At 72.9% G+C, this 25,054-nt stretch carries 20 protein-coding genes and 1 pseudogene; 13 read left to right on the top strand and 8 right to left on the bottom strand.

Features of this window, described 5'->3' with window-relative positions; genetic code table 11:
* Window positions 1-78: 78 nt before the first annotated feature.
* From IT780_RS00695 to IT780_RS00705, 3 genes are all read left to right on the top strand, one after another.
* On the top strand, window positions 79-393 hold the full coding sequence (locus IT780_RS00695) for a type II toxin-antitoxin system PemK/MazF family toxin (protein WP_199509375.1): 315 nt from the start codon (window positions 79-81) through the stop codon (window positions 391-393).
* A 160-nt stretch (window positions 394-553) separates the two neighbouring features.
* Window positions 554-2,386: a SpoIIE family protein phosphatase gene (locus IT780_RS00700; RefSeq protein WP_199509376.1), complete on the top strand. Its 1,833-nt coding sequence runs from the start codon at window positions 554-556 to the stop codon at window positions 2,384-2,386.
* A gap of 31 nt (window positions 2,387-2,417) precedes the next feature.
* Complete coding sequence (locus IT780_RS00705) at window positions 2,418-3,569, top strand: spore photoproduct lyase family protein (RefSeq protein ID WP_199509377.1); 1,152 nt, start codon at window positions 2,418-2,420, stop codon at window positions 3,567-3,569.
* Here the strand turns inward: IT780_RS00705 and IT780_RS00710 are convergent.
* Window positions 3,557-4,294, bottom strand: a complete 738-nt coding sequence (locus IT780_RS00710; RefSeq protein ID WP_307830981.1) for a 3-keto-5-aminohexanoate cleavage protein — start codon at window positions 4,292-4,294, stop codon at window positions 3,557-3,559. The two genes, IT780_RS00705 and IT780_RS00710, sit on opposite strands and share 13 nt — an antisense overlap.
* Window positions 4,295-4,328: 34 nt before the next feature.
* Here IT780_RS00710 and IT780_RS00715 point away from each other — a divergent pair, with 34 nt between their 5' ends.
* On the top strand, window positions 4,329-4,748 hold the full coding sequence (locus tag IT780_RS00715) for an NUDIX domain-containing protein (protein WP_199509379.1): 420 nt from the start codon (window positions 4,329-4,331) through the stop codon (window positions 4,746-4,748).
* On the opposite strand, the gene IT780_RS00720 is transcribed toward IT780_RS00715, so the two are convergent.
* From IT780_RS00720 to IT780_RS00730, 3 genes and pseudogenes are all read right to left on the bottom strand, one after another.
* Window positions 4,728-6,542 (bottom strand): GGDEF domain-containing protein, encoded by a 1,815-nt coding sequence (locus IT780_RS00720; RefSeq protein WP_199509380.1) that lies wholly within the window; start codon window positions 6,540-6,542, stop codon window positions 4,728-4,730. The genes IT780_RS00715 and IT780_RS00720 overlap by 21 nt on opposite strands.
* A 67-nt stretch (window positions 6,543-6,609) precedes the next feature.
* A pseudogene (locus IT780_RS00725) lies at window positions 6,610-7,087 on the bottom strand (class I SAM-dependent methyltransferase).
* 18 nt (window positions 7,088-7,105) lie between these two features.
* A complete protein-coding gene (locus tag IT780_RS00730) occupies window positions 7,106-7,549 on the bottom strand; it encodes a globin domain-containing protein (protein ID WP_199509381.1) in 444 nt (147 codons plus the stop codon).
* 43 nt (window positions 7,550-7,592) lie between these two features.
* Between IT780_RS00730 and IT780_RS00735 the strand changes: the two genes are divergently transcribed.
* Both IT780_RS00735 and IT780_RS00740 read left to right on the top strand, forming a co-directional pair.
* Window positions 7,593-8,816, top strand: coding sequence for an FAD-binding oxidoreductase (locus tag IT780_RS00735; protein WP_199509382.1), 1,224 nt, complete (start codon window positions 7,593-7,595; stop codon window positions 8,814-8,816).
* 115 nt (window positions 8,817-8,931) lie between these two features.
* Window positions 8,932-9,300 carry a YciI family protein gene (locus tag IT780_RS00740; RefSeq protein WP_199509383.1) on the top strand — a complete coding sequence of 123 codons (369 nt, stop codon included), beginning with the start codon at window positions 8,932-8,934 and terminating at the stop codon, window positions 9,298-9,300.
* Between the two features lie 18 nt (window positions 9,301-9,318).
* Here IT780_RS00740 and IT780_RS00745 read toward each other — a convergent pair whose 3' ends face one another.
* Together IT780_RS00745 and IT780_RS00750 are read right to left on the bottom strand one after the other, a co-directional pair.
* Window positions 9,319-9,648: a CU044_2847 family protein gene (locus IT780_RS00745; RefSeq protein ID WP_199509384.1), complete on the bottom strand. Its 330-nt coding sequence runs from the start codon at window positions 9,646-9,648 to the stop codon at window positions 9,319-9,321.
* The gene (locus IT780_RS00750) at window positions 9,645-16,019 is read right to left on the bottom strand and encodes a HEAT repeat domain-containing protein (protein WP_199509385.1); all 6,375 of its coding nucleotides are present in this window, start codon (window positions 16,017-16,019) and stop codon (window positions 9,645-9,647) included. Before IT780_RS00750 ends, IT780_RS00745 begins: the two co-directional genes overlap by 4 nt.
* A 143-nt stretch (window positions 16,020-16,162) precedes the next feature.
* On the opposite strand from IT780_RS00750, the gene IT780_RS00755 reads away from it, so the two are divergent.
* Window positions 16,163-17,473 (top strand): AlbA family DNA-binding domain-containing protein, encoded by a 1,311-nt coding sequence (locus IT780_RS00755; RefSeq protein ID WP_233412112.1) that lies wholly within the window; start codon window positions 16,163-16,165, stop codon window positions 17,471-17,473.
* 49 nt (window positions 17,474-17,522) lie between these two features.
* Here the strand turns inward: IT780_RS00755 and IT780_RS00760 are convergent, their stop codons facing one another.
* The gene (locus tag IT780_RS00760) at window positions 17,523-17,849 is read right to left on the bottom strand and encodes a TraR/DksA family transcriptional regulator (protein WP_199509387.1); all 327 of its coding nucleotides are present in this window, start codon (window positions 17,847-17,849) and stop codon (window positions 17,523-17,525) included.
* A 47-nt stretch (window positions 17,850-17,896) separates the two neighbouring features.
* Between IT780_RS00760 and IT780_RS00765 the strand changes: the two genes are divergently transcribed.
* From IT780_RS00765 to IT780_RS00775, 3 genes are read left to right on the top strand one after another with little or no spacing between them, the layout of a single operon-like run.
* Complete coding sequence (locus IT780_RS00765) at window positions 17,897-18,445, top strand: methyltransferase family protein (protein WP_199509388.1); 549 nt, start codon at window positions 17,897-17,899, stop codon at window positions 18,443-18,445.
* On the top strand, window positions 18,442-19,455 hold the full coding sequence (locus tag IT780_RS00770) for a DUF1152 domain-containing protein (RefSeq protein WP_307830982.1): 1,014 nt from the start codon (window positions 18,442-18,444) through the stop codon (window positions 19,453-19,455). Before IT780_RS00765 ends, IT780_RS00770 begins: the two co-directional genes overlap by 4 nt.
* Before the next feature lie 34 nt (window positions 19,456-19,489).
* Window positions 19,490-20,119 (top strand): hypothetical protein, encoded by a 630-nt coding sequence (locus IT780_RS00775; RefSeq protein WP_199509389.1) that lies wholly within the window; start codon window positions 19,490-19,492, stop codon window positions 20,117-20,119.
* A 229-nt stretch (window positions 20,120-20,348) separates the two neighbouring features.
* Here the strand turns inward: IT780_RS00775 and IT780_RS00780 are convergent, their stop codons facing one another.
* The gene (locus IT780_RS00780) at window positions 20,349-20,816 is read right to left on the bottom strand and encodes a DIP1984 family protein (protein ID WP_199509390.1); all 468 of its coding nucleotides are present in this window, start codon (window positions 20,814-20,816) and stop codon (window positions 20,349-20,351) included.
* Between the two features lie 101 nt (window positions 20,817-20,917).
* Between IT780_RS00780 and IT780_RS00785 the strand changes: the two genes are divergently transcribed.
* The 3 genes from IT780_RS00785 (at window position 20,918) to fdh (ending at window position 25,053) form a co-directional block, all read left to right on the top strand.
* Window positions 20,918-21,253, top strand: coding sequence for an ArsR/SmtB family transcription factor (locus IT780_RS00785; protein WP_199509391.1), 336 nt, complete (start codon window positions 20,918-20,920; stop codon window positions 21,251-21,253).
* A complete protein-coding gene (locus IT780_RS00790; protein WP_199509392.1) occupies window positions 21,250-21,717 on the top strand; it encodes an SRPBCC family protein in 468 nt (155 codons plus the stop codon). The genes IT780_RS00785 and IT780_RS00790 overlap by 4 nt, the downstream gene beginning before the upstream one ends.
* Before the next feature lie 63 nt (window positions 21,718-21,780).
* Complete coding sequence (gene fdh / locus IT780_RS00800) at window positions 21,781-25,053, top strand: formate dehydrogenase (protein ID WP_267909889.1); 3,273 nt, start codon at window positions 21,781-21,783, stop codon at window positions 25,051-25,053.
* Window position 25,054 lies beyond the last annotated feature (1 nt).

The raw sequence follows: 25,054 nt of genomic DNA on the forward strand, positions 1-25,054 counted from the left end.
GAACCAGGTTCACCCTGCGGGACGCCACGTCCCGGACGCGCGCGTCCGCAAAGATCGGGCCGACGGTACGCTCGGCGCGTGAAGCGCGGCGAGATCTGGACCATCGGCAGCCGCACCGACCTGCGCTACCGGGTCCTCGTGCTCTCGGCCGACAGCTACAACGAGCGGTCGAACGCGTCCCCGTTCTGCGCGCCGATCGTGCGCCAGCGTGGCGTGACCGAGCTGCCGCCGTACGCGGTGGCCCTCACCGAGCAGGACCCGATCACCGGCGTCGTGGTGATCAACCGGATGCGCCGCCTGCCCGCCTCGGTCGGTGCGGAGCGCATCGGCATGGCCACCGGCGCGAGCATGGCCCGGGTCACCGAGGCGATGCGCGGCCTCTTCGAGCTCTGACCTCCCGACCGCACGATCGCGGTAGCCCGTCCGGGTGACCCGGGCCGCCTCGCGCCGCAGGTGGGATGGGGGTGGGGGTGTTCGGGGGATGACGATCTCGGCCGGGCTGGCGTATTCAGGAGGACATCGAACGACGCACGTGGAAGGGACAGTGACCTGGATGGGCGGCCGTCAGGCGTACGTGGAGGCGGTGGAGATGCGCCCTTCCCACCCCACGGACGACGCCGGCCGCGCGCTGGTCGACCGGGCCGTCGGGCTGCTTGCCGGCCGCACCCGCTGCCGGCTGTCGGACGCGCATCGGCACCTGCTGCAGATGGCCGCCGACCAGGGCCGTGACCTCGCCGACGTGGCCGGCGGCGTGATCACCCTGTTCGACGTCACCGAGCCGTCCGCCCGCGCCACCGCGCCGTACCCGCGCCTGCCCGCGGTCGGCGTCGCCCCGGTCCGGCGCCCGGACCCGTGGCTGGCGACGGCGCAGGCGGTCCTCGACGGCATGCCCGGCCAGGCCGCGCTGCTGCTGCCCGTCCGCGACGCCGGGTGCCTCGTCGACCTGGAGTTCGCCGCGGTGACTCCGGAGGCCGAGCTCGGCGACGGGCTGCACGGCCGGGCCCTGATCGGCGTGCGACTGGGCGACCACTTCCCGGAGAGTCTGCTCAGCGACCGGTGGAGGTGCTACGAGCGGGTGCTGGACAGCGGCGAGCCGGCCGAGCTCGGACCGTTCCTGATGGGCGGCGAGCGGTACACCGTCCGTGCCCACCGGATCGGCTCCGGGCTGCTGATGAGCTGGGAGCGGCACGGGCGCGGCCCGGGGGAGAGCGAACGCATCGCCGGCACCGAGCGCCTGGGCAACCTCGGCTGGGGCGAATGGGACCTGGTCAGCGGGGAGGTGCGCTGGTCCGCGCAGGTCTTCCGGATCTACGAGCGGGATCCCGCGCTGGGACCCATGTCGCGCGAGGAGACCGAAGCGCTGACCCTGCCCGAGGATGTGCCGCTGCGGCTGGCCGCCGTCGAGGCGTTCCAGCGCGGCGAGCAGGTCGACGTGACCCTCCGGGCCCGGGTGCACGGCCGGATCAAGTACCTGCGGACGGTCGCGGACGCCGTCCGGGACGCGGCCGGGTCGCCGCTGCGGATCTACGGCATCGTGCAGGACGTCACCGCCCGCGAGGCCGGCGCCCGGCGCCTGGCCGAGGTCGAGCACCAGCTCGCCGAGCAGCGCCGGTCCGCGGCCGCCGATCACGCGCTCGCCGCCCAGCTGCAGCGGGCCATCCTGCCGATCCCGGACGGGCCGGTGGCGCTGCCCGGCCTCAAGGTCGCCGTCCGCTACCTGCCGGCCGGGCAGGAGGGCATGGTCGGCGGCGACTGGTACCACGCGACGACGCTCGGCGACGGCTCGGTGCTGCTCGCCGTCGGCGACGTGGCCGGGCACGGCACCCAGGCGGCCACCACGATGGCGCAGCTGCGTCATTCGCTGCGGGCGCTGGCCGTGACCACCTCCGACCCGGCCGAGCTGCTCGGCCACCTCAACCGCCTGACCTGCGACCTGGACGCGGAGTGCCCGGAGATCGCCGCGACCGCGATCGTGGCCCGCTTCGACCCGGCCCGGCGCCGCCTCACCTGGGCCCAGGCCGGGCACCCGCCGCCGCTGCTGTCGCGGGGCGGCCGGACGGCGCCGCTGCCCCGCCCGTCGGGGCCGATGCTGGGCGTCGTCGAGGACGCCCGGTACGAGTGCGCCGTGCTCGACCTCGAGATCGGCGACCTGCTGCTGTGCTACACCGACGGGCTGGTCGAACACCGCTCCCGTGGCCTGGACGACGGTCTCGACGCGGTCATCCGCGCGGTCGACGAGTCGGTCCGCGCCTCGCCCCGGCAGCCCCTCGGCGAGCTGCTGGCCCGGCTGCGCCAGGCGAACCCGGACGACGACACGTGCATCCTCGCCGTACGCCCGATGACCGGGGAGACCCACGACCTGCGCCGATACCTGGGCCGTCGGTGAGATTCGCGCCCGCGCGGGTACCCCTGGGGTCGTGGACCTCACCCGGCCCCTGGCCCCGGACGTGCCCGCGGCACCGCACAGCGCCAGCGGTGAGCGCACCCGCCTGCACGACCTGAGCGGTCTCGCGCCGCCCGCGCGCCCGGCCCGGCGGTGGACGCCACGCCGGGTGGTGGCCACGCCGGCGGCGTACGACCATCCGCACGGCCACCGCATCATGGACCGGCTCGGGGAGCTGGGCATCGAGGTGGAACGGCTGCCCGGCAACCGGCTGACCGGGCTGCGCGGCGCCACCGAGCGGGAGACGTACGCCCGCGCCAAGGCGACCCTGGCGATCGTGGTCAGCCCGCCGTCGCGCCGCAAGCTGCAGCCGATCGCCCCCAGCGCGGACTGGCGCTTCGACCTGGCCGAGGGCTGCCCGGCGCACTGCCAGTACTGCTACCTCGCCGGCTCGCTGACCGGGCCGCCGGTGACCCGCGTCTACGCCGACCTCGACGACATCCTCGCCGGGCTGGCGCCGTACGCCGGAACCGCGAAGCGCCGCCCCGAGGAGGGCACCACCTTCGAGGCGTCCTGCTACACCGACCCGCTCGCGCTGGAACACCTGACCGGCAGCTGGCGCCGCGCGGTGGAGCACTTCGGCGCCTGGGACGACGCGGTGCAACTGCGCTGGACGACGAAGTTCGCCGACGTGGGCACCTTCGTCGGTCTGCCGCACCACGGGCGCACCCGGGTCCGCCTCAGCGTCAACTGCCTGCCGGTCACCACCCGCTTCGAGGGCGGCACGGCCAGGCTCGAGGACCGCCTCGCCGCCCTGCGCCGCCTCGCCCTCGACGGCTACCCGGTCGGCCTCACGATCGCGCCGATCATGCCGGTGCCGGACTGGCCGGAGCACTACGGCCACCTGCTCGACGAGGTGGCCCGCGCGGTGCACGGCGTGCCAGGCCTCGACCTGACCGCCGAGCTCATCACGCACCGCTTCACCCCGGGCAGCAAGGACGTGCTGCTCGGCTGGTACCCGGCGACCCGCCTGGAGATGGACGAGGAGGCCCGCGACCGCAAGCACGGCAAGTTCGGCGCGGTCAAGTACGTCTACCCGCGTACCACCATGACGGACCTGCGCTCCTGGTTCGAACGGGAGATCGCCGAGCGCCTGCCGGCCTGCCGCATCCTCTACTGGACCTGACCCGCGTTGCTCCACACCCGGAGCGCCCGGCGGACCAGGTCGGCGTTGTCCACCGCCGGGGCGCCCGTCTCGTCCACCAGGGTGTCCTCCAGCCCGATCCGGGTCGGCAGCCCGAGGCGCCCGGCATGCCGCACCAACGGCCAGCACGCCTCCTCCTCGCCGTGCAGCAGCCGAGGCCCGGCGACGCCCAGCCGGTCCAGCCGGTCCAGGATCTGATCCGCGGCCCGCTCGGCGTCCGCCACCGCCGGGTCCACGACCTCGATCAAGATCCGATCCACCGGTACGCCGCCGAGCACGCTCGCGGCGCCGGCCGTCCACACGCCCGCCTCGACGGCCACCCCCGCTTCCCGGACCGCGGCGGCGGTGTCGGCGAACCGTTCCTCGTGCACGTTCACCGACGCCATGTCGGGCCGCTGCTCCGGCGGCAGGCCGGCCCACGCGTGGATCCGCTCCAGCCGCAGCCGGGCATCGCCGCCGGTGATCCACAGCCCGGTCGAGACGCCGACAGGCGTTCCCGGGCAGGACGCGCGGACCGCGGCGACCGCGGCCCCCACGTCGAGCGTCTCGGCGCCGGTCGCGTCCCGCGGGTGCAGGTGGACGGCTTCGGCCCCGGCCGCGACGGCACCCGTCGCCGCTTCGGCAAGCTGCGCCGGCGTGACCGGCACGCCCGGATGGTCACCGGGCCGCCGCCCGCCGTTGAGACACACCTTGATCCGCCTGATCACGCCCCACCCTGACACGCTTGGCATGATGGCGCCCATGAGCGAGCAAGTCCGGGTGTCCTGCGTGTTCGTCTGCCACGACGGCAACGGCAGGATCCTGCTGGCGAAACGCTCGGCCGCCGCCCGCGACGAGCCGGGCACCTGGGACACCGGCGCGGGCGCGCTGGAGTTCGGCGAGACCTTCGACGACGCGGTCACCCGCGAGGTCCGCGAGGAGTACACCGCCACCCCGCAGGACATCACGATGCTGGGGGTGCGCAACGTCGTCCGGCCGGGCTCGCACTGGGTCGCGCTGGTTTTCGCCGTACGCGTGGATCCGGCCGTCGCGCGGATCGGCGAGCCGCACAAGTTCGACGAGCTGGAGTGGTTCACAGTGGACGCGCTGCCGTCCCCGCTGCACTCGCAGCTGCCGGCCACCCTCGAGCTGTACGCCTCCTCAGCCGTGGGCGGCCGGTAGCCACCGATCGCCGGTGAGGGCGAGCGGGCCCGGCCCGGCCGCGCCGATCACACCGGCGGCCTGCAGCGTCAGGAACTCGTCGACGAGGTGGGCGGGGAACTGCACGCCTCGGCAGCGGCGCAGCTCCGCGCGAGCGCGGTCGGCGGGCAGGTTCAGCCCGTCGTCCCCGTCCGCGCGCATGAACGCCCACGCCGCGCAGACCCCGGCCACCGCGCCGGCCGGAACCGGTACGGCATCGGGACGCCGGCGGGCGGCGTCGCCCAGAACCGCGGCCCACGCGCCGATCTGCTGGTCGAGCCACGCCACGTCGTCCGGCGTGGACGCGGCCACCGCCGGCTCGGGACGCTCCGCCGGATCGGTGATGACGACCCGGTCGCGGCCGGCCCGTTTGGCCGTGTAGAGCGCGGCATCGGCGACCGTGACCAGCGTGTCCGCGGTGACGCGGTGCGGCGGGACCGCGGCGGTGCCGCCGATCGAGATGGTGACCGTCACCGGGGTCCGGCCGTCCACCAGCACGGGCTCCCGGCTCATCCCGGTGCGGATGCGCTCGGCCAGCCCGGCCAGGTCGTCCGGCCCGGTCGCGCCGGCGAGGACAGCGAACTCCTCGCCGCCGAAGCGGGCCACCACGTCGCCGCCGCGGCAGGCGCTGCGCAGCCGGCGGGCCACCTCCACGAGCACCTGGTCGCCGGCCGGGTGGCCGTACGTGTCGTTGACGCCTTTGAAATGGTCGACGTCGATGAGCAGGAGCGCGAACGATTCGCCGTGCCGGGCCGCGCGTTCGCTCTCGAGCCGCAGCTGCTCGGTGAGGAACCGGCGGGTGTGCAGACCCGTGAGCGCGTCGGTGATGGCGAGCCGCCGCTGCGCCGCGATGAGCCCGGCCATGCGCACCAGGACGAGCAGGAACAGCACGGCCGACGCGCCGACCACGACGAGGTCGGACTGCCCCTCGCCGCGCAGGGTCTGCACCACCAGCACGGCCGGGGCCATCGCGGTGGCGGTACCGAGGAGCAAAAGCCGGTACGGCGTGGAGCCGGAGCGGGGTTCGGCCGGATCGGCGATGTGCCGCATGGACGGGTGCAGTCCGGCAGCCCCGAGTGCGACGTAGCTGAGCAGCCAGATCCCGTCGGCCCAGCCGCCGTCGGCGAAGGAGCCGCTGAGGGTGAGCAGGCCGTACGTCGTGTCCCCGAGCAGGGTGAGGCCGAGGAACGCCAGCAGCAGCTGGTAGGCCGGCTGCCGGGCGCCGCCGTTGAGCATCAGGCGGACGGCGACGGTCAGCACGCACAGGTCCATCACCGGGTACGCGGTGGCCGCCACACGGTCCAGCGTGTCGACGCCGGGCGCGCTGACCGTCGGCAGGATCAGGAAGACCCACCACAGGACGCCGGCGCCCACCGCGAGGATCGCGGTGTCGACCAGCGCGGCGGTGTTGCGCTGCGGGGTCCGCCGCCGGGTGAGCCGCACGAGCGCCGCGGCGACCAGGACGTACTGGGCGAGGTAGAGCACGTTCGCCAGCGGCGGATAACTGGCGTCGTCCTGCGAGGCGAAGTAGTACATGAGGTCGCCACCGGTGTACATCACCTGCCCGGCAGCGAACAGCCACCACACCGACGCCGGCCGCGGCCGGTGCCGGCGGATGCCCACGGCGAGCGCGCCGGCCGTCGAGCCGCTGATCAGGCAGTAGAGGAAGGTCTGGACGTCCCACCCGAAGGCGGCCGGCAGCACGAAGTAGCCGGCAAGAGGCACCAGGGCGCCGGCCGACCACAGCATCCACGCCCGCCCGGTCAACGATGTCACGCCCTCATGACAACCCCGGACGGTTCACGGCCCGGGTGTATCCCGGTTGCCCGACGGGAGCCACGGCTCAGCGGTGGGCGAAGACGAAGCCGCCCTCCACGCCCGGCGCCGGGCGGTGCACCATCTCGGCCTCGACGGTGAACCCGGCCGCGACGAGCCAGCCCGCGACCCGGGCCGTCGGGCGGCTGTGCACCTGGACGCGCATCGGGTGTCCGCCGTACCCCTCGGTCTTGAGTCTGCTGCCCGTACCGGAGTGGAAACCCAGGAGAAGCGGCCCGCCGGGCCGCAGCACCCGGAAGAACCCGGCGAGGACCGCGGGCATCTCGTCGTCCGGGACGGTGCAGGTGGCCGGTGATCCGCCCCGGGCCGCAGCCGACGTCCGCGACCGGGCCGCCGCCCTGGGCGCGTACCAGCTCGGCGAACAGGGCCAGGATGCCCCGCTGGAACGGCTCGCCGTCGAGAGCGTCGCGCAGCATGTCGGCGTAGCTGGTCGCCACTGTGTCGTACGACGCCCGGGTGTCGTGCAGCCAGTCGGGATCGCGCATGGGCGGCACGATATCGCCTCAGCGGTGCAGGCCGTCCAGGTCCCAGCGGGGCACCGGCAGCCCGGCGGGAACCCGCGAGCCCATCGGCGAGTACGTCATCACCTCGTCGGTCGCCCACCGCATGTACGCGACCAGCGCCGCCCGCACCGCCGGATCGGACGTGAGGCGTACGCCGTCGACCGCGGCGGCGAAGCAGGCCACGAACCGGTCCCCGAGGTCGTCCTCGGCTCCCTGGCTGGCGTGCAGACCGAGCATCGCGGAGTGGCCGCCGTACGCCGTGGAGTAGACCGGCGGCCCGCCGAACACCTCACCCCAGTAGTCGGCGAGGCGTTGCACGTGCTCCGGGTTGGTGGTGTGCGAGAACGGGTGCTCGAGGACGGGATCGGCCAGGCACCGCGCGTGGAAGTCCGCGGCGAGCGCGAGGAGAGCCGGCGCCCCGCCCACGGCGTCGTAGAGGGTCACGCGCCCACCTTGCCAGATGGCACGGGCGGCTTAGGGTGGGCCGGTGGTTCTCCCGCGCTTCGCCGACGTCCGGGCCGCCGCCGTCGTACCCTGCGCGACCCCCACCGACGTGGCAGCGGCCCTGCGCCAGGCCGCCGGAGGTGGGCATCCGGTGGCGGTACGCGGCGGCGGCCACTGTTTCGCCGGCCGGTCGAGCGGCACCGGCGTGGTGATCGACACCAGCCCGATGACCGGCGTCGACGTGGATGGCGACCGGGCCGTCATCGCCGCGGGCACCCGGCTCGCCGAGGTGTACGACGTCCTCGCCGCGCACGGGCGCACCATCCCGGCAGGATGCGGGCCGACCGTCGGCGTCGCCGGCCTGACCCTGGGCGGGGGACTCGGCATCCTCGGCCGCCGGTACGGGCTCACGTGCGACAGCCTCCTCGCGGCCCGCCTCGTCCTCGCCGACGGGCAGCCGGTCGACGCCGACGACGATCTACTGTGGATGCTGCGCGGCGGTGGCGCCCCCGGCGTGGTCTGCTCGCTGACGTTCCGGACGGTGCCCGCGCCGGACTCGACCGCGTTCCGGCTCTCCTTCCCGGCGGCCGCGGCCACCGGCCTCGTCGACGCGTGGCAGGACACCCTCCCGTCCCTCGACGACCCGCTGGCGCCGAGCCTGCACGTCACCGTCCCCCCGGACCCCGCGGCACCGCTCCAGGTGACCGTCTCGGGGGCCGCTCCCACGAGCGCCGCCGTGGACGACCTGATCCGGCGCCTCGGCGTGACACCGGTGTCGGACGCCCGGCACGACGGCACCCACCGTTCGACCAAGCGCTGGCTGGCCGGAGAAGACCTCCCCGACGTCCGGTACGCGTACCTGCACTCAGAGTTCTTCCGCTCACGCGTACCGGCGACCGGCCTGATCGCCCGCCTGCTCGACGACCGGCGGCCGGGCGAGGAGCGCGAGCTCGACTTCTCGCCCTGGGGCGGCGGGTACAACCGGGTGCCGGCGGCCGCCACCGCGTTCCCGCACCGCGAGGCCCTGTTCCTGCTCAAGCAGACGGCCATGGTGCCGCCGGGCCGCCGGCCGGGCGCGTGGCTCGACGAGTCGTACGCGCTCGCGCACCCCTTCGGCACGGGCGGCGCGTACCCGAACTTTCCCGAACCCGGCCTGCCGGACGAGGCCTACTACCTGGGGAACACCGGCCGGCTCCGCCGGCTGCGGTCCTTCCACGACCCCGCGGGGGTCTTCACGCCGGGCCGGGCTGAGAGCGTGACCAGCTGAGGCGCGGTCGGATCGCGGAAGAATTTCTCCGGCTCGGTGTCGGATCCGGGGCGGGCCGTTCGTGGAGCAGGCGAGGGGCGGCCGGACCGGGCCGCCGGGACAAGGGAGTCATGGGATGCCGCGGTACCTGATCTCGTTCGACGACGGCGCGATGGACCACATCCCGGCCGGGGAGATACCGGAGGTGGCCAAGGCGGCGCACGCCGTGCTCCAGGAGGCCGTGGATGCCGGCGTGTTCGTGTTCGGCGGCGGGCTCGAGCGCCAGCGGGCCGGGGTCGTCGCCGCCGACGGGGTGGTCAGCGACGGGCCGTACCCGGAGACCAAGGAGGTCATCGGCGGCCTCACGATCGTCGACGTGCCGTCCCGGGAGGAGGCGCTGAGCTGGGCCGGGAAGATCGCGGCCGCGTGCCGGTGCGCTCAGGAGGTCCGGGAGCTCATGCCCGATCCCGAGCTGGAGGAGATGCTCCGCCGGGCCGGCCGCTGAGGGCGGAGTCCCCAGGCGTCAGCGCTCTCGCGCGGGCTCGCTCCGCGCGAAGGTGATGTTGACCTCGAACGTCGCCTCGGCCGAGCCCTTCGACAGGATGACGCCCGCCTCGGCGGCGAGGGTGATGCCGAACGACGCTTCGACCTCGTTGACCTGCCAGCCGGCGTGGACCGGCAGGTCGGCGAGGCCGGTCGAGATGGAGACGGCGCCGGCCCGGATGGCGTCGCGGATGTCGTCGAGGCGGGCCGTCAGCATCTCGCTGACGTTCGAGTTCCAGCCGATCTCCCGGCCCCCGTCGGTCATCTCGACGACCGGCACGTAGACGGGCGGCGGCGTGTTCTCACTCATGGCATGTCCTCATCGTCGTGGTGAAGGATTTCCGGTTCGACGCCCGCATCGATGTCGTACAGGCCGATCAGCCAGGTGGCGAGGCGAGCCGGTTCGCCGTCGGTGGCGAGCGCCGCCCGGAACAGGGGTACGGCCCGATCGTCGCCGAGCCGGGCGAGGGTGGCCGCGGCGCAGACGCGTACCTCCGGGTCGGGGTCGTCGGCCAGTGCGGCCACCGGTGCGGTCACCGACAGCTCCCCGAGGCCGCCGAGCGCCAGCGTCGCATAGCACCGCACCTCCGCCACGGCGTCGCTCAGGGCCGTGACCAGCGCCGGAACGGTGGCCTTCCCCTCGGCGCACCACAGGCCGTAGGCGGCGCCGACGCGGACGCCCGGTCGTCCGTCCGTGAGCGCCGCCGCGAGCGCCGACCAGCCGGGCTCGCCGAGTCCGGCGAGGACGGTGGCGCAGGTTTCGGCCGGACCGTCGTCCACGGGAGCCCGCAGGCCGTCGACGAGCGCCGGTACGGCCACGGCGCCCATCCGGCGCAGGGTCTCCGCCGCACGCTCACCCCGGACCGGGTCGCCGAGGGCCTCGACCAGGGGCCCGGCCGCACGTGGCCCGAGGCGGACGAGGGCGTTCATGCCGGGCGGGTCCACCGCGTCCGCGTCGTAGGCGAACCAGTCGGGCAGCTCCTCGCCGAGCAGCGTGACGAGTGCGGCGATCGCGGCGTCGTCGGCCAGCGCGACGATGGTGTCCTCGGCCTCGGCCCGTATCCGGTCGTGCTGACTGCGCAGCTGGGCGACCATGGGCGCGGCCGCCCGCGGATCGGCGATCTCGGCGAGCGTCTCGATCGCGGCCAGACACGTGAACCCCGTGTCGCGGGACAGCAGGCCGAGCAGGGGGCCGACGGAGCTGGGGTCGGCGAAGGATCTGAGGCTGTCGGCCGCGTCCTCCCGTACGGTCCATTCCTCGTCGGAAAGGGCCTGGTGGAGGGCGTCGATCGCGCGGCGGTCGCCGAGCTCGCCCAGGCGTTTGACCGCGACCAGGCGCGAGTCGCGCCGGCTGCTGCGGGTCGCCTCGATCAGCACGTCGGCCGCCCCGGCCGGGTCGAACCTTTCCAGCGCGTCGATGATCGACCATTGGTCGAAGCCGCCGCGGCCCTTCTCCTCCACGGTCCGGAACGCGCGATTCAGGGCGGCACCGATCCCGGCGCCGTCGGCGTCGCCGGTCACCTCGCGGTCGGCGAGCCGGGTCAGGGCCCCCGCGGCGGCCATGATGACGCCGACGGACGCGTCGTCGAGGGCGGCGGCCAGCCGGGCGACGTCGCCGGACCCGCCGCTGTGGCCGACGATCCTCGCGGCCTGGGCCCGCGCCCCGGGGGCCGGATCATCGAGCACGGGGAGGACGACGGGCATTGCCGCCGGTCCGAACGCGATCACCGCCTCGGCGACCGCGTCCCGGGCCAGGTGGTCGGGATCGCCGAGCGACGCCACCAACGGCGCGACCGCCCGTTCGTCCCGCGACGAGCCCAGCCGCCGGGCGGCACCCCACCGGATCCGGGGGTCGTCGTCCCGCAGCGCCTCGATCAGGGCGGGCGTGGCGCCCCGCCATTCCAGAGAGGACAGCCGGAAGGCGGCGCCGAATCGGAGGAGCCGGTCGCCGGACGTCAAGCACTCGATGAGCGGCTCCCTCGCCCGGTACGCGTCCTGGATGAGGTCCCGGGCGGTCCCCGCGGCGTGCTGGGGTTTGCCGCCGCCGCTGACGTACTCGCCGGGGTCGTGCTCCGCCATCCACTCGAGCACCGGCAGCGCCCGGAGGTCCGCGCCCTCGCCGAGCACCCGCGCGGCGAGATGGCGTACGGCGTCGTGATCGTCGTCGAGAGCTTCCAGGAGCAGGGTCCGCGCGGGCGTACCGAGCTTGGTGAGAACTTTCCGTGCGGCGGTGTAGACCGTACGGGCGCCATGGTCCTTCTCGAACCGGCGCTCGTGACGCACCGCGGCGAGCAGGGTCTCGGCCAGCGTGTCCAGACCCACGTCCCGGTACGTGTCGTCGTTGAATTCGCCGATGGACTCGGCCGCGTTCGCGCGTGTCGCGTCTTCGCCGAGGGCGCCGAGGAGAGCGCGCAGGGAGTCGGCTCCGCCCAGCACGGCCGACGCCCCGGCGGCGCGGTGAACGACCGGCGGAACCGGATCGTCGAGAAGCGGGACCTGCCGGTCGGCCACAGACCGGTCGCCGGTCCGTCCCAGCCTCTCCAGCAACGCGACCGCGACCCGGGCCACATCCTCGTCGGCGTGCCCGGCCGCCGTCACCAGGATGTCGACGTCACGGTCGCTCAGCAGGTCGAGTGCGTCGATCATCGATCGCCAGGGGACGTCGTCGACAATGACGGAGCCGAGCGACCTCGGGTCCAGGGCGGCGGCGATGTGGCGGGCCATGCCGGGGCCGGCTTCGGGCAGCGCGGTCACGAGGGGGACGAGAGCCCGCTCGCCGAGGGCGTTGAGCAGGTTCGCGAGGTCGTCGGCGACGTACCCGTCCGCGCCGCGCATGGTCTCCAGGAGGAGGGCCGGTGTCCGGTCGTCGGCCAGCGTCAGGATGTCGCGCATCAGCGGTGACAACTGGTCGGGGCGGGTCCGGGTGACGCCCGTGATCCGGTCGAGGATCGCAGGGAGGGCCTCCGGTCCGCCCAGCTCCGTGAGCGCCGCGGAGGCGCTGACGACGACGTCGCGGTTCGAGCTGCCGAGCAGCTCGATCAGCGCGGGGACGGCCCGTTTGTCGGCGAGGGAGCCCAGCACCGACGCGATCACGGCGCGCAGCGGCTCCCAGCGGTCGTCCGACGCATCGTCGAGTGGGCCGAGCGCGGCGAGAAGCGCCGACACGGTATCCGGTCCGGACAGCGGCACCAGGACCTCGCGGACAAGCGAGTGCAACCGGCACGCTTCGTCGTCCGTCCCTGCCGGCCCGTCGCCGGGAAGGATCGAGGCGAGGGTGACCAACGGCTGGGCTGCCCTCGCCACCGCCGGGGCCGCGGCGTCGGCGACCTCGCTGTCGGGGTCACCGAGCGCCTCGATCAGCGGCAGCGCCGCCCTGCGGAGGCCGGCGACGAGTGGCGGTGCTGCCGACGGATCGCGCCATGCCGTCAGGACCTCGATGAGCGCGGTGCCTGGTGGAGATGGCATGCCCGCGATGGCGGCTTCGGCTGCCTCCTGGACGGACCGCGGCTCGTGAAGCAGGCGCCCCAGCGCTTCGCAGGCTGCTCGGCGTACCTCGGCGTCGGCGACCCGGAGGGCGGTGACGAGCGCGTCGACCGCGGCGGGATCCTCGATGTGACCGAGCTGTTCGACAGCCAGGGCGCGGGCCTCGGGCTCCCCGGATCGCACCATCGCGGCGAGGGTGTTCACGGCGCGGGCGTCCCCTGACCGGCCCAACCCGATCGCCGCGATGTCGCGCACCGCCGGGTCGATGTCGTACAGCGCGTCGTTGAGGGACACGGCCAGCCGCGGATCAGGGGGCTCGAGGACGGACAACGAGGTGGCGGCTTCGCCGAGACCGGCGATGGCGCACACGCGAGTCGCGGGATCGTCGCTGTCCGCGGCCGCGACGAGCGCCGTGATTCCCGGCTCGCCGAGGCCGGACAGGGCCGTCGCGGCGTTCCAGCGCATGTCCGGATCGGCGTGGTGGAACAGGAGGTCGGCGAGCGGCTCGACCGCCCCCTCGCCGCAGATCCGTAGGCAGCGAGCGGCCTGCTCGGCCACGTCCGCGGAATCGCTCACCATGGCGTGGAGGAGATGCGGCACGGCCCGGGGGTCACGCATGTAGGCGAGCGCGCGGAGCGCCCACGTGCGGACGTCCTCGTCGCCGTCGCTCAGCGCGTCGATGAGCGGACCGAGCGCGGGTTCGCCGAAGTAACCGAGCGCGCTCGCACTGTAGTCCTGGACCGTCCGCTCGTCGTCGGCCAGCGCGGCGATCAGCGGGGGAATCGCCCTCGGACGGTGGGAGAGTCCGAGCACGAAGGCGGCGTTCGCTCTCCGCCGTCCGTTCCGGTCGTGGCGCAGCGCCTCGATCAGCGGATCGAGGGCCGCCTCGCCCATCGCGAGCAGCGCGCCGACCGCCCCGTCCCGGGCCTCCCTCTCGCCGAGAGCCGCGATGAGATCGGGCACGGCGCGGGGATCGCCGAGGCGGCCGAGCGCGCGACCGGTCGCCCGGGACAACTCGCCGGAGGACGCCGACGCGAGGGTCTCGACCAACGGGCGCAGGGCACGCTCGTCGCCCGTCTCACCGAGCGCGGTCACGGCGGAGACCTGCACCGCCGTGTTCCCGGCTTCCCGGAGGCGCTCGATCAGCACGGGGGTGGCGCGGGAGTCGCGCAGCGCGGCCAGCCCGAGTGCGCAGGTCCACCGCACCGCCGGGTCGGAGTCGGTCAGCATGCCGGCCAGCGGTCCGGCGGCGCGTCCGTCGCGGAGCGCTCCCAGGATCGTGGCCGTGGCGCGGCGTACCCCGGCCGCGGCGTCACCGAGCAGCGGGGTCAACCGGTCGACCAGCGTCGGATCGCCCGTCGCCCAGACCGGCCAGACCTCGTTGAACTGCGGCTGGGCCACGGTCTCGACGAGGGCGGCGGTCGCCGGACGGCCACGCAGATGGTCGGCCGTGAAGTACTCCTGGATCAGCTGGTGGGTGAAGCGGACCTCGCCCGGCGACGTGACGACGAGGTCGGCACCCTCGGCGATCCGCCAGAACGTGGCGTCGTCCGACTCGAGCCATTCGGCGGCCCGCTGCCGATCGACGGAGCCGAACAGTCCGGCCGCGGTCATGCGGAATGCCAGGCAGCCGAGCTGCCGCCGTACCTCCTCGGCGTCGCCCCCTTCCCGGACCAGCGCGCCGACCAGGGTGACCGTCAGGATCTCGTCGAGGTTGTCGGAGAGCGTGCGCCGGACCCAGAAGTACCCCATCAGCTTCACGAGGAAGAAGGGGAGGGCGGCCAGCTGGTCCAGCCGCCGGGCGCGCCCGAGGGCCGTCAGGAACGCCGCCGCGGAACCGGGCGCCTCGCGGAAGTACGCCTCCGCGAGGGCCTGTGTCTGGTCCTCGTCGAGGTCCAGCAGATGCACGTCGTGCCACGCGGGGCCGCCGTCGAAGTCTCGCGGCCGGCAGGTCAGGACGCAGCCGTTCTCCTCCCACTCCGGGCGCGCCGCCAGCGCTGTGATGGCCTCGACGCGGGGGTCGGACAGGCGTCCCGTGGCGGGGTCGCGGGACAGCCGGGGCATCTCGTTGAGCCCGTCGAGCAGCAGGACGACGCGGCCCGCGCTCATCAGCCCGGGCAGCCGTTCGGCCAGGGTGAGCTGATGCAACGACCGGAGCTGCGCCTGCAGGAAGTCGAGCAGGCCGGCCGCGGGGTCGCCCCACTCGCTGAGGTCGGCGAAGATCGTCAGTCGCGCGTCGTCGCCCGCCAGGCCGGTGAAGAGGCCCCGCAGCGTGCTGGACTTGCCGGCGCCGGGGCGCCCGAGCAGGACGACCCGCCGGTGGCGCGCCAGGAAGTCGCCGAGGTCGTCGACAGGTCGGCCCGCGTCGGGCGCCGCGGTCTCGCCGGGTGGAACGGGAGCGTAGCGAGGGCCCAGGAGGGCGACCATCTCGTCCTGCTCGCGGCGCAGCGCGGCCGGGACGGCGACCGGCGTCCGGTCACCCCGTTCGAGCCCGAGAGAGACGTGCGGTCTGCGGCCGTGGCGCTCGTCGAACTGAGCGGTGAGCGCCTGCCGGTAGCGCGCGGCGAGGTCCGCGTCGGACGGCTCATCGCCGGTCGGCACCCAGACGGCGTCGAGGCCGAACCGGGTCAGCGCGTCGGCGATCGGTACGGCGTACAGAACGTTGGTCGCCTGGCCCTTCATGGCCGGCCCGGCCCCGGGACGCTGCAGCAACTGTTCGAAGAGGACACCGAGCACGGGCCGGGCGTCCGACGTCGCCAGCAGAACGGGGCTGCCCGAGTAACCCTTGTACCCGCCCAGCTCCTCGTTGACGAGCAGCTGCAGGACGGGGAACTCCGGCCCGTGATTCTTGCTGAACGGGCGCCGGGCGTCGGTGATGATGCCGGTCAGCCGCGAGTCGTTGGGGCGCGGTCGCGAGTCCACCAGCCAGTCGAGGCGATCACGCGCGCGGGCCGCGGCGAATCCGTCGACGCTCTCAGCCAGGTACAGCACTGCGACGTCGAGGTCGGCGTCGGTCTCGGCCCGCTCGACGCCGACGGCGCGGCCCGAGTCGGTGACGAACTGGAGCGACGCCTCCTCGCAACCGCGGATCACATGCTCGGCGGTCATCGCGACCCGGCTCGAGCGGCCCGGCCCCACGGCGACCACGAAACCGCTGCCCCTGAAGTCACCTCGCGCGAGGATCCGTCCGATCGTCATCGAGGGGCCCGCCGATGGTCCACGCCGACAGCATGCACGGCGGCCCGGCTCCGCGCCGTCGTGTACCCGACATAGCGTGGAAATCTACACAAACGAGGCGAAACTCTGGCGCGGACTTCGGATAAGGTCCGATAGTGGCCAGCATGCGCTCCCGCCGACTCGAGCAGATCCTCGGCGCCACTGTCGGAGAAGCGACCTACGAGCAGCTCGAAGCGTTGTGCCCCGAGGTGGCGGAAGACGAGGACCTCGACTTCAAGGCGGCCCACTACGGGTCGAACGCCGATGCCAAGAAGGAGATCTGCCAGGACGTGGCCGCAATGGCCAACACCGCCGGGGGCCTGATCGTCGTCGGCATGGCGGAGGACGCCCAGGGCAGGGCCTCCGGTGCCACCGACGTCGAGCTCACCGATCAGGAGCGGAACCGGATCCGAAGCACCGTAGCGTCAGGAGTCCATCCCCTCCCGTCCTTCGACGTGCGCAACGTGGAGAACCCGGCAAACCCGGGGCGCGGTTTCATGCTGATCGAGGTGCCCCGCAGCGTCATGGGGCCACACGGCGTCGCGATCAACGATGGATTCCGGTACCCGCGGCGAAACGGAGCCACCCGATACTGGCTGTCCGAACCACAGGTCGCCGAGAGATACCGCGCGCGGTTCGCTTACCTGGGAGACCGTCTCGACGAGGCCCGCCGTATCGAACACGAGTACATTCAGCGGCTCGATCCGAAGCAGACGTTCGTCGTCACGACGCTTGTGCCTGACCTACCCGGCGATGCGGTGGTCACCATGACGACCTTCCGGGAATTCGAGCGGCAGATCCTGACGACGAGTCCCTACCTTCCCGCCGGAGGCAGCGGCACCTTCAACTTGGCGTCGGTACGCCGGAAGCGCTTCGTGGCGACGGGCGCGATGAAGGCGAGCGAGCGCGTCTCGTGGGCGGGATGCGAGCTCCATGAGAACGGCAGTGGTGTGTTCGCGGCGATCATCGAGACACCGTCCGATGAGCTGGCCCCCACGGCGACCTGGGTCGGCGACCAGGCCATCGTCCATACCATCGCGAGTGCCATCCGTTTCCTGAGCCGCCATGCGCGGGACAGGGCCCTGACCTCCGGTCTCGCGACGCTTCGCGCGACGATCTGGCCGGCCGGCCGGGAGCATCCGTTGGAGTTGGTGCGGTTCACCGACGGCGGAGCGACGCGGCTCAAGAGGCAGGATGTGGTGGAACCCCCGGTGGCCGACACGGTCGCCGACCTCGAGGAGACCGCCGACGACGGTCAGGCCCTGCTCGCGGCGACCTATCGGCTGGCCGGCGGCCTCTTCCAAGAGTTCGGCCATCCTGAGGCAGAGCAGCTGACCTCGGAGGGGGCCCTGCGGCTCCACCACTGGAACAGCACCTACCAGGGTTACCTGCGCCCGTGGGCTGAACAGGCCGGCATCGAACTGCTGGAGCGCTGAACCGGCCGATCGAGCACGGTTGACGGCACCGCGCCCGACGGTGAGCCTGCTACGCGCAGGTGATGCAGAAACGGGCGAACGGCCGCGCTGCCAGCCGTTCCTCGGCGATCGGCTGCCCGCACCGCTCGCAGACGCCGTACGTGGCCGCGTCCACCCGTCCCAGAGCGTCGTCGACCTCGGCGACCCGCTTCCGCGCGGCGGCCAGCAGCGCAGTCAGCTGGGCGCGTTCGAAGCCGATGGTGGCGCCCTCCGGGTCGTGCTCGTCGTCGGCATTCGAATCCCGGGAGGCCGCGAACAGCGCCTCGAGATCCCGGGCCAGCGTCGCCGCCTCGGCTTCCGCGCCGGCCCGCAGCCGCAACAGCTCATCCCGGACCATTCCCGCAGCATATCCACGCGGCCGCCATCGGGATGGATACTGACCGCATGGGCCCTGGCGTCCTGGTCGTCAGCGTCGCTGCGTTCTCGTCGGGTGAGCTCGTCCAGGCCTTCCGCCGGCGTCGCGGCGCCGCTCCGGTCGATCTGCGGTCGGAGGTCGCGTTCCGGTTGGTGTTCTTCGCGGCCGTCCTGATGCTGCCGCTCGGCCGGGCCCTCGTGCCCGGCGCTGTCATCGGCGGGGGCGCCTGGCTGGGGGCGGTGCCGGCGTGGGCGGGGATGCTGCTGCGCTGGTGGTCGTTCGCCAGCCTGGGGGAGTACTTCACCGTCGTGGTCCGGACCAGCGCTGCCCAGCCGGTCGTGGACCGCGGGCCGTACCGGGTTCTGCGGCATCCGGGCTACACCGGGCTGCTGCTGACCTGCGCCGGCGTGGGGCTGATGGTGGGAAACGCGGTGAGCGCCGCCGGGGCGTTCGGCCTGGTGCTGGTGGCGCTCGTCGTCCGGATCCGCATCGAGGAGCGGGCCCTCGTCGCCGCCCTGGGTGACCGCTACCAGCGGTTCGCCGCAGGCCGGGCCCGGCTCGTCCCGTTCGTGTGGTGACGGGTCAGCGGCGCCGGCGGGCATGGCTGATCATGGTCTCCGTGGATTCCGGGACGTTCTCGTTGGTCACCCCACCGCTGTTCGCCGCGCTCGCACCCGCCCGCAACGTGCTGATCGCCGGCGCCGGTGGCGGGTTCGACGTGTACGCCGGCCTGCCGCTGGCCGTCGCGCTGTGGGATGCCGGCGTACGGGTCCATCTGGCGAACCTGTCGTTCTCCGAGCTCGTCGAGATCGGCCGCGAGTCGTGGGCAGACGAGCACGTCGTGGAGGTGACACCGGAGACGGGCAGCTCGGACTGGTACTTCCCGGAGGGCGCGCTCGCCCGGTGGCTGGCCGCCAACGACCTGCCGTCGACGGTGTACGCCTTCCCGCCGCTCGGCGTGCAACTGCTGCGGGACGCGTACCGGTATCTCGTCGAGCGCCTGGAGATCGACGCGGTCGTGCTGGTCGACGGCGGCACCGACATTCTGCTGCGCGGCGACGAGAGCAACCTCGGTACGCCCGTCGAGGACATCACCAGCCTCGCCGCGGTGGCCGGCCTCGACCTGCCGGTGAAGCTCGTCAGCTCGCTCGGGTTCGGGATCGACGCGTACGACGGCGTGAACCACGTCGAGGTGCTGGAGAATCTCGCCGCGCTCGATCGCGAGGGTGGCTATCTCGGCGCTCTGTCCGTACCGAATGCCAGCCGGGAGGCCGTGCTCTACCGCGACGCGGTCGCGAACGCCCAGGCCGCGACCCCGGCGCGGCCCAGCATCGTCCACGGGCAGATCGCCGCGGCCACGAGCGGCGCGTTCGGCGATGTCCAGTTCACGAGGCGTACGGCGGGCAGCCCGCTGTTCGTCAACCCGTTGATGGCGATCTACTTCACGGTCGACCTGGACATGCTCGCCGCCCGGTGTCTGTACCTGGACCGCATCGAGAACACGCTCGGCAGACGCCAGGTGACGACGCGGATCGAAGCCTTCCGGGCCGAGGTCTCACCGCGCATCCCGCGCGTCTTCCCGCACTGAGGCGCGCGAGCCCCGAGGGTCTACCTTGTCTCGCATGCATCTGGCGCCGCCCGTGCCGCCGAGGTCGCCGACCGGCGTGCGTTTCGCGTGCGCGCTGCTGTACGGCGTCGCGGGGCTCTGCCTGCTCTCCGCGGTCCTCGAGCTGGTGTTCGTCAACACGGACCTGAGCGTCTACCGCGACGCGTACACCGGTGACCCGGGGTCGGGGTTCGGCAGCCTGGTCATCGCGACGCTCGACATCTTCTTCGCCGGTGGCGCGGCCGTGCTGGCCGTGCTCAACGGTCAGGGCCGCAGGAACGCCCGGATCACGACGTACGTGCTCGGCGGGATCTCGCTGCTGTGCGGTGGCCTGGGCGCGCTGTCGGACCCGTTCCACGGCCCGTCCCACCCGGCCGGCTCCGGCGCGGCCGACCACGTCATGCCCGCCGTGTACGGCCTCAGCGCGGGCGCCCTGGATGTGTTGACGGCCCTGGCCATCCTGGCGGTGCTGGTGCTGCTCGCGGTGCCGTCGTCCAGCCACTACTTCGAGACCTGCCACCGCAACCGGTACGTGCTCATCGTGACGACTCCGCCGCCGCCCGGGGTTCCCGTGCAGCGTGACCTGCCGCCGCACACGGGCAGCCTGCCGCCGATCGACCCGTGGGCCGGACCCGGCGGCGGCTGACCGTCCCTGCGGGGTGCGGAGGTCCCCGTTCCCGCCCCCACCGTCGTGGATCTGCACCCGGTGGTGTGCTGTGCGCTGTGCGCCGTCACCTGTGTGCTGTGCTGGGCATGCGTTGTCTTCGGGGAGTCGAACCCCCGCGCCTGCCCCCGGCGCACCATCGAAGGGCCGGATTGCCCGCCGGCTTTCGGGTTTGTGCACGCCTCCACGTCGGCTACCTGCTCCGCATCCCTCAGTCGATCAGATCGGTCTCCCAGTTCATCCGCTGGATGAGCGTGTCGACCTCGCGGATCCGCCGGGCGAGGTCGTCGGCGCGGCGGCGTAGCTCGGCCACCGGCAGGGCGGGCAGCATCTTCAGCTCGGAGCGCAGCTGCCGGAACCCGCGCTGCCCCTCGCCGGTCGCGGCGTCCGCGGCCGACGTGACGACGCTGTGCCGCAGCCGGAGCACGTCGCGGCGGGCGAGGGCGTCGGTGAGCGTGCCGCCGCCGTCGACGACGGTGGTGGCGTTGGTGCGGTTGATCCGCCGGATGAGGGTCTCCAGTTCGTCGAGGACGGCGTCCGTCTCGTCGAGCAGGGCGGCAGCGTCCTCGGCGGGGGTCTCGCCCTCCTGGTACCGGGCGCTGCCGGTGATCCGGGAGCGGAGCTGTTCGGCGCGCCGTGACGCGTCGGCGCGCAAGGCCAGAGCCTCGGCAAGTTTCATGGTCCCGAGTATGGACCGAGATGATCACGCCCGCAGACCTTTACCCGGCGCTCACCGGCGGCTATCCTCAACCCATCGGTTGATAAGCCAGGTGGTTGAGAATGACGACAGTGCATCCCATCGACGGCGTCTTCGCCGCGCTCTCCGACCCGACGCGCCGGGCGATCCTGGCCCGGCTGGCCCTGGGGGAGGCGACGGTCGCCGAGCTCGCCGCGCCGTTCCCGATCAGCGCGCAGGCGGTCTCCAAGCACCTCAACGTGCTGGAACGCGCCGGCCTGATCGTGCGGACGCGCGAGGCGCAGCGGCGGCGGGTCCGGATCGAGCCCGGCCCGCTGCGTGACCTCGCCGGCTGGGTCGCCCAGTACCAGCGGCTGTGGGAGGAGCGCTACGACTCGCTCGGCACCTACCTGGACACCCTTCAGAAGGAGGAGCCATGAGCAACACCATCACCATGAGCACCCCGTCCGACACCGAGCTCGTCATGAGCCGCACCTTCGACGCGCCCCAGGAGCTGGTCTTCGCCGCCCACACCCAGGCCGAGCACCTGCGGCACTGGTGGGGCCGGGGCAACCCACTGGACGTGACCATCGACTTCCGCGTCGGCGGCACGTGGCGCTTCGTCGAGACGGCGGATGGGCAGGAGCACGCCTTCCGTGGCGAGTTCCGCGAGATCCAGGCCCCGGACAGCTTCACCTGGACCTTCGAGTACGAGCCCTGGGCCGGCCGGGTCATCGTCGAGCGGTACGAGTTCACCGAGCGGGACGGCCGCACGACGGTGACGGGCACCAGCACGTTCGCCTCGCCCGAGGACCTGCAGGCCATGGTGAAGTCGGGCATGGAGACGGGCGCCGAGCAGAGTTACGCCGCGCTCGACGCGTACCTGGAGAAGGCCCGCGGGTGACACGCGAGCCCGAGGTGCCGCACGCCGTGCGGCACCTCGGGAGGTGGTCTAGGGTCGTTTCCCATGGGCGTCCGTACGTGGCTCGACCACTGGCCGGTGTACCGGCAGCTGACCGGAACCGACCCGCTGGGGCGCGGCGAGGCGGCGAAGTCGGAGCGCTCGCGCTCCCTCACGGCACGCACCGAGACCGCCGACTCGATGGCCCGGTCGGTCTGCCCGTACTGCGCGGTCGGCTGCGGCCAGCGGATCTTCGTCAAGGACGGCAAGGTCGTCCAGATCGAGGGCGACCCGGACAGCCCGATCTCCAAGGGCCGGCTGTGCCCCAAGGGCTCGGCCAGCAAGAGCCTGGTCACCAGCGATCGGCGCCAGCAGAAGGTCCTCTACCGCCGGCCGTACGGCACGCGGTGGGAGGAGCTGGACCTCGACACGGCGATGAGCATGATCGCCGACCGGGTGCTCGCCGCGCGCGACGAGACCTGGGAGGACGCCGACGAGGACGGGCGGCCGCTCAACCGCACGCTCGGCATCTCCAGCCTCGGCGGCGCCACGCTGGACAACGAAGAGAACTATCTGATCAAGAAGCTCTTCACCGCCGTGGGCGCCATCCAGATCGAGAACCAGGCCCGTATTTGACACTCCGCCACCGTCCCCGGTCTGGGGACCAGCTTCGGCCGTGGCGGGGCCACCGGATTCCTCCAGGATCTGGCGAACGCGGACTGCATCATCATCCAGGGTTCCAACATGGCGGAGGCCCACCCGGTGGGCTTCCAGTACGTGGTGGAGGCGAAGAACCGCGGCGCCAAGGTCATCCACATCGACCCGCGGTTCACCCGGACCAGCGCGCTCGCGCACTCGTACGTGCCCGTGCGGGCCGGTGCGGACATCGCGTTCCTGGGTGGAGTGATCAACTACATCCTCGGCAACGAGAAGGACTTCCGGGAGTACGTGCTCTCGTACACCAACGCGTCCATGCTCGTCAATGAGGATTTCAAGGACACCGAGGAGCTCGACGGGCTGTTCTCCGGCTACGACCCCGAGCTCAACACGTACGACCAGAGCAGCTGGCAGTACCTCGGCCAGCAGGACGAGGGCCAGGAGGAGGGGGAGGCGCACGCCGACCGGGAGACCGCCTCCGGGCTGGAGCAGGAGTCGCACGGCCCGCCGGTCCCCGCCGACGTGCCCCGCGACCCGACGTTGCAGGATCCGCGCTGCGTCTACCAGGTCCTCAAGCGGCACTACGCCCGGTACACGCCGGAGGTCGTCGAGCGGGTCTGCGGCGTGCCGCAGGACAAGTTCCTCGAGGTCTGCGAGGCGTGGACGGCCAACTCCGGCCGCGAGCGCACCACCGCGCTCGTCTACTCCGTGGGCTGGACCCAGCACAGCGTCGGCGTGCAGTACATTCGCGCCGGGGCGATCATCCAGCTGCTGCTGGGCAACATGGGCCGGCCGGGCGGCGGCGTGATGGCGCTGCGCGGGCACGCCAGCATCCAGGGCTCCACCGACATCCCGACGCTGTTCAACCTGCTCCCCGGCTACCTGCCGATGCCGCACCACAGCCAGCACGAGACGTACCGGCAGTGGATCGACGCCATCCGGCACCCCGAGCAGCAGGGCTTCTGGGCGAACGCCGAGTCGTACGCGGTCAACCTGCTCAAGGCCTACTACGGCGAGAACGCGACGAAGGACAACGATTTCGGGTACGGCTGGCTGCCCCGGCTGACCGGCGACCACGGCACGTACCAGCAGGTCCTCGACATGATCGACGGCAAGATCAAGGGGTACTTCCTGCTCGGGCAGAACCCGGCGGTGGGCTCGGCGCACGGCCGCGCCCAGCGCCTGGGCATGGCCAACCTGGACTGGCTCGTGGTCCGCGACCTGTTCATGATCGAGAGCGCCACGTTCTGGAAGGACGGCCCGGAGGTCGCCACCGGCGAGATCGTGCCGGAGGAGTGCAAGACAGAGGTGTTCTTCCTGCCCGCCGCCTCGCACGCCGAGAAGGAGGGCACGTTCACCCAGACGCAGCGGATGCTGCAGTGGCGTGAGAAGGCGGTCGAGCCGCCGGGCGACTGCCGCTCGGAGCTGTGGTTCTTCTACCACCTCGGCCGGATCATGCGGGAACGCCGGGCCGGCTCCATCGACAAGCGCGACCAGGGGCTGCTCAACCTCGCCTGGGACTACCCGCTGCACGGCGAGCGGGGCGACGAGCCCAGCGCCGAGGCCGTGCTCAAGGAGATCAACGGCTACGAGATCGCCACCGGCCGGCCGCTGTCCGCGTTCACCGAGATGAAGCCGGACGGCTCCACCGCGGGCGGCTGCTGGATCTACACCGGCGTCTACAAGGACGGCGTCAACCAGGCCGCCCGGCGCAAGCCGCGTACCGAGCAGGACTGGGTGGCCCGCGAATGGGGCTGGGCCTGGCCGGCCGACCGTCGCACGCTCTACAACCGCGCCTCCGCCGACCCCGAGGGCCGTCCCTGGTCCGAGCGGAAGAAGTACGTCTGGTGGGACGAGGACGCGGGGGAGTGGACCGGCTACGACGTGCCGGACTTCGAGAAGACCAAGCCGCCGTCGTACCGGCCGCCGGAGGGCGCGACCGGCGTCGAGGCGATCAGCGGCGACGACCCGTTCATCATGCAGGGCGACGGGAAGGGCTGGCTCTACGCGCCCAGCGGGCTCATCGACGGCCCGATGCCGACGCACTACGAGCCGGCCGAGTCGATGATCCGCAACCCGCTCTACGGCCAGCAGGCCAACCCCACCCGCAAGGTGTACGAGCGCTCGGACAACCTGACCAACCCGAGCCCGCCGGAGCGGCACAGCGAGGTCTACCCGTACGTGTTCAGCACGAGCCGGCTCACCGAGCACCACACCGCCGGCGGCATGAGCCGGCAGCTCGCGTACCTGTCGGAGCTGCAGCCGGAGATGTTCGTCGAGGTGTCGCCGGAGCTCGCGGCCGAACGCGGGCTGGAACACCTGGGCTGGGCGCACATCGTCACCGCCCGGGCGGCGATCGAGGCGCGGGTGCTGGTCACCGACCGGCTCACGCCGCTGCGCATCGAGGACCGTACGGTGCACCAGATCTGGATGCCGTACCACTGGGGCGGCGAGGGCCTGGTGACCGGCGACTCCGCGAACGACCTGATCGGCATCACGCTCGACCCGAACGTGCTGATCCAGGAGAGCAAGGTGGGCACCTGCGACATCCGGCCGGGCCGCCGCCCCACCGGGCCGGAGCTGCTGGCGTACGTGCAGGGTTACCGGGATCGGGCCGGCCTGACGCCGGGTCACCGCACGCCCATCCTCACCACCGAGGTCGACGAGCCGGAGGACAGCTGAC

Origin of the sequence: Nucisporomicrobium flavum (assembly GCF_016464385.1) — a bacterium.
In the GTDB taxonomy this organism is placed as follows: Bacteria; Actinomycetota; Actinomycetes; order Mycobacteriales; family Micromonosporaceae; genus Actinoplanes; species Actinoplanes flavus_A.